Source organism: Rhizobacter sp. P3_B12 (assembly GCF_056402895.1).
In genome coordinates this window covers 1-3,655 of record NZ_JBFUGN010000632.1, presented here as the reverse complement: position 1 = coordinate 3,655, position 3,655 = coordinate 1, and the positions used below count along the sequence as shown (strand labels likewise).

4 protein-coding genes are annotated in these 3,655 nt (G+C 69.4%); 3 read left to right on the top strand and 1 reads right to left on the bottom strand.

Annotation, left to right across the window (positions count from 1 at the left end):
• Window positions 1–142: 142 nt before the first annotated feature.
• Window positions 143–1,270, bottom strand: coding sequence for an NADH:flavin oxidoreductase/NADH oxidase (locus tag AC1D01_RS25095; protein ID WP_477871198.1), 1,128 nt, complete (start codon window positions 1,268–1,270; stop codon window positions 143–145).
• 134 nt (window positions 1,271–1,404) lie between these two features.
• On the opposite strand from AC1D01_RS25095, the gene AC1D01_RS25090 reads away from it, so the two are divergent.
• The 3 genes from AC1D01_RS25090 to AC1D01_RS25080 all read left to right on the top strand — a co-directional run.
• The gene (locus AC1D01_RS25090) at window positions 1,405–2,187 is read left to right on the top strand and encodes an SDR family oxidoreductase (RefSeq protein WP_047511732.1); all 783 of its coding nucleotides are present in this window, start codon (window positions 1,405–1,407) and stop codon (window positions 2,185–2,187) included.
• Window positions 2,184–2,858 carry a YceH family protein gene (locus AC1D01_RS25085; protein WP_477871196.1) on the top strand — a complete coding sequence of 225 codons (675 nt, stop codon included), beginning with the start codon at window positions 2,184–2,186 and terminating at the stop codon, window positions 2,856–2,858. Before AC1D01_RS25090 ends, AC1D01_RS25085 begins: the two co-directional genes overlap by 4 nt.
• Before the next feature lie 35 nt (window positions 2,859–2,893).
• The coding region (locus AC1D01_RS25080) for a transporter substrate-binding domain-containing protein (RefSeq protein ID WP_477871194.1) at window positions 2,894–3,655 on the top strand (762 nt) is incomplete at its 3' end.

Here is a 3,655-nt window from a genome sequence, read left to right as displayed (position 1 = left end):
GAACGAACCGTATGGTGTTGTATTGARGCCCTTTGCTTTGGTTACTTTCATTTGGGCTTCAAATGAAAGTGACTCGCCCGCCGGGGCGAGACCCGGCAGCAGCCTCACGCAGTGAACCACCCCCGGGGAAGGGGAAAAGCGGTCACCGTCCGCCGAACGGCACCCCGGTCAGCACATCCGCATGACCCCGCGGCGCAGACCGCCCGTACTGCGGTGGCGGTGCCACCTGCGCCCCCAGCTCGGCCGCTGCGTGCCACACCCAACGCGGGTTCCACAGCATCCCGCGTGCCAGCGCCACCATGTCGGCGTCCCCGTCGACAAGGATCTGCTCGGCCTGCGACGGTTCGGTGATCAGGCCGACCGCCATCGTCGGCAGACCGCTGGCCTCCTTGATGGCACGCGCGAACGGCACCTGGTAGCCCGCACCCAACTTGATCTGCTGCTGCGACGTGATGCCGCCCGACGACACATCGATGAAATCGCAGCCGCGTGCCTTCAAGGCCTTCGCGAACTCCACCGTCTGCGGCAGCGTCCAGCTCGGCGCTTCGCCATGCTCCATCCAGTCCGTCGCCGATACGCGCACGCCCAGCGGCTTGTGCGCCGGCCACACCGCACGCACCGCATCGAACACCGCCAGCGGCAGACGCATCCGGTTCTCCAGGCTGCCCCCCCATGCATCAGTGCGCTGGTTGCTGATCGGCGACAGGAACTGGTGCATCAGGTAACCGTGCGCACAGTGCAGTTCGATCACGTCCAGGCCCAGCCGCTGCGAGCGCTCGGCCGCCTTCGTGAACTGCGCGATCACGGTGCGGATGTCGTCTTCGCTCATCGCGTGCGGCGGCGCCTCTTCAGGGCGCTGGCGCACCGCCGACGGGGCCCACGGCGTCCAACCGCCGTTTTGCGGCGTGATCAGCTGGCCGCCCTTCCACGGCGGGGCGCTCGACGCCTTGCGGCCCGCATGCGCCAGCTGGATGCCGATCGCGCCCTTGGCATGCGGGCGGATCGCCGCCAGCACCCGCGCCAGCGCGGCTTCGTTCTCGTCGCTCCACAAGCCCAGGCAATCGGGCGTGATGCGGCCCTCGGGGCTCACGCCCGTGGCCTCGATCAGCGTCAGCGCGGCACTGCCCTGCGTCAGCGCGCCGAGGTGCATCACGTGCCAGTCGGTGGCAGAGCCGTCGACGGCCGAGTACTGGCACATCGGCGCGACGATCACGCGGTTGGAGAGCTCGAGCTCGCGCAGCGCGAGCGGGCGGAACAAGGTGGGATTCATCGGACTCCTGCAGACGGTTGAAGCACGGTGGCTTCGTGCTATCTTGCCCCACAGCCTTGGCCGCCGCTGACCCCAGGTCTTTGACGTGAGGTCGGCTTCGTGCCGCAACATCGAACAAATCAAGGAGCCAGAACATGAGCTACAGCATCGATCTCTCCGGCCGCGTCGCGCTGGTCACCGGTGCCTCCAGCGGGCTGGGTACCCAGTTCGCCAAGACACTCGCCAGTGCCGGCGCCGCCGTCGTGCTGGCCGGCCGCCGCGTCGAACGCCTGAAGGCGCTGCGCGCCGAGATCGAGGCCGGCGGCGGCGTCGCCCACGTCGTCAAGCTCGACGTGACCGACCACGACAGCATCAAGGCCGCCATCGCCCACGCCGAGACCGAGATGGGCACCCTCGACATCCTCGTCAACAACTCCGGCGTCAGCACCACGCAGAAGCTCACCGACGTGACGCCCGACGACTACGACTACGTGATGGACACCAACACCAAGGGCGCGTTCTTCGTCGCCCAGGAGGTGGCCAAGCGCATGCTGGCGCGCGCCAAGGGCGCCGCACCCGGCACCTTCACCGGCGGGCGCATCGTCAACATCGCGTCGATGGCCGGGCTCAAGGTGCTCGGCCAGATCGGCGTCTACTGCATGAGCAAGTCGGCCGTCATCCACATGACCCGCGCAATGGCGCTTGAATGGGGCCGCTACGGCATCAACGTCAACGCGATCTGCCCCGGCTACATCGACACCGAGATCAACCACCACCACTGGAAGACCGAACAGGGCAAGAAGCTGATCGACATGATGCCGCGCAAGCGCATCGGCCAGCCGCAAGACCTCGACGCCGTGCTGATGATGCTGTGCGCCAACGAGAGCCACTTCGTCAACGGCGCCGTGATCCAGGCCGACGACGGGTTCGCGGTGTGAGCCTGCGGCCGCTGACCCTGCTGGAGGCCCGCGCGCTCGGCGTGCTGATCGAGAAGGCCAGCACCGTGCCCGACAGCTACCCGCTGTCGCTGAACGCGCTGGCCTCCGGCTGCAACCAGAAGACCGCCCGCGATCCGGTGATGAACGCGACCGATGCCGAGGTGCAATCGGCCGTCGACGCGCTGAAGGCCCTGCACCTGGCCTTCGAGTCCAGCGGCTCGCGCGTCAGCCGCTACGAGCACAACCTCGGCCGCGCGCTCGCGCTGCCGTCGCAATCGGTCGCGCTGCTCGCGGTGCTGATGCTGCGCGGGCCGCAGACGGCCTCCGAACTGCGCGCCAACTGCGAGCGGCTGCACCGCTTCGCCGACACCTCGTCGGTCGAGGCCTTCCTCGACGAACTGGCCACGCGCGCCGACGAGAAGGGCGGCCCGCTGGTGGTCAAGCTGCCGCGCGCGCCCGGTGCCCGCGAGGCGCGCTGGACCCACCTGCTGAGCGGCATGGTCGACATCTCGGCGATGCCGGTGGCGTCGAGCGACGAGGATTTCGTCGCCACCAGCGAGCTGGCGGCACTGAAGGCGCAGCAGCTGAGCCTGAAGCGCGAGGTCGACGAACTRCGCGCGCTGGTCGAGCGGCTCTACGAGGAGCTGGGCGTCAGCAGATCATCGGATTGACGTGCGGGATCGAATGACGAACTGAGCGGAGTCTCATGAGCGGAGCGAGGAAGTGGTGCCTCAGGCTGGCGGCCGTGATGGGCCTGGCCGCTGCGTTCATCCTGCCGGCCACGGCCCAGCCGCAGCCGCCGCAGCTGCCATCCCCCACGCTGCGCCTCACCGACGCCGAGCGCGCCTGGGTGGCCCAGCACCCGGTGGTGCGCGTCGGCACCTCGCCCGGCCTGCCGCCTTATTTCACGTTCGATGCCAATGCCGAGCGGCCGCAGGGCTACGTGATCGAGCTGATGGACCTGCTGGCCGAGCGCACCGGGCTGCGCCTCGACTACCAGCGCTCGCCCAGCCAGGCCGTGATGCTGGAGACGCTGGCGCGCGGCGAACTCGATGCGGTGGCCTTCACCGCGGCACCGGCCGATGGCGCCGGCACCTTGCTGCACACCCGGCCGATGCTCGGCGCGAACATGGTGCTGGCGGTGCGGCGCGACGTCTCCGACGTGTCGCCCGCCACCGAGTTCGGCGGCTACCGCGTCGCCGTCGAGGCGGCCTCGGCGGCCGACGGCCTGCTGGTGTCGCGCTTCCCCGGCGCGCAGGTGCAGCGCTACGACAGCGCCGAAGGCGCGCTGCGCGCGGTCGCTTCGGGCGATGCCGACCTCTACATCGGCTACCGCCACGTCGCGGTGCACTACATCGAGAAGAACCTGCTGGCCAACGTGCAGGTGCGCGGCGGCTTCGGCCCCGGGCTGACGGCGCTYGGCCCGGCCGTGCGGCGCGAGCTGCCGCTGCTGCACGCGGTGCTCGAC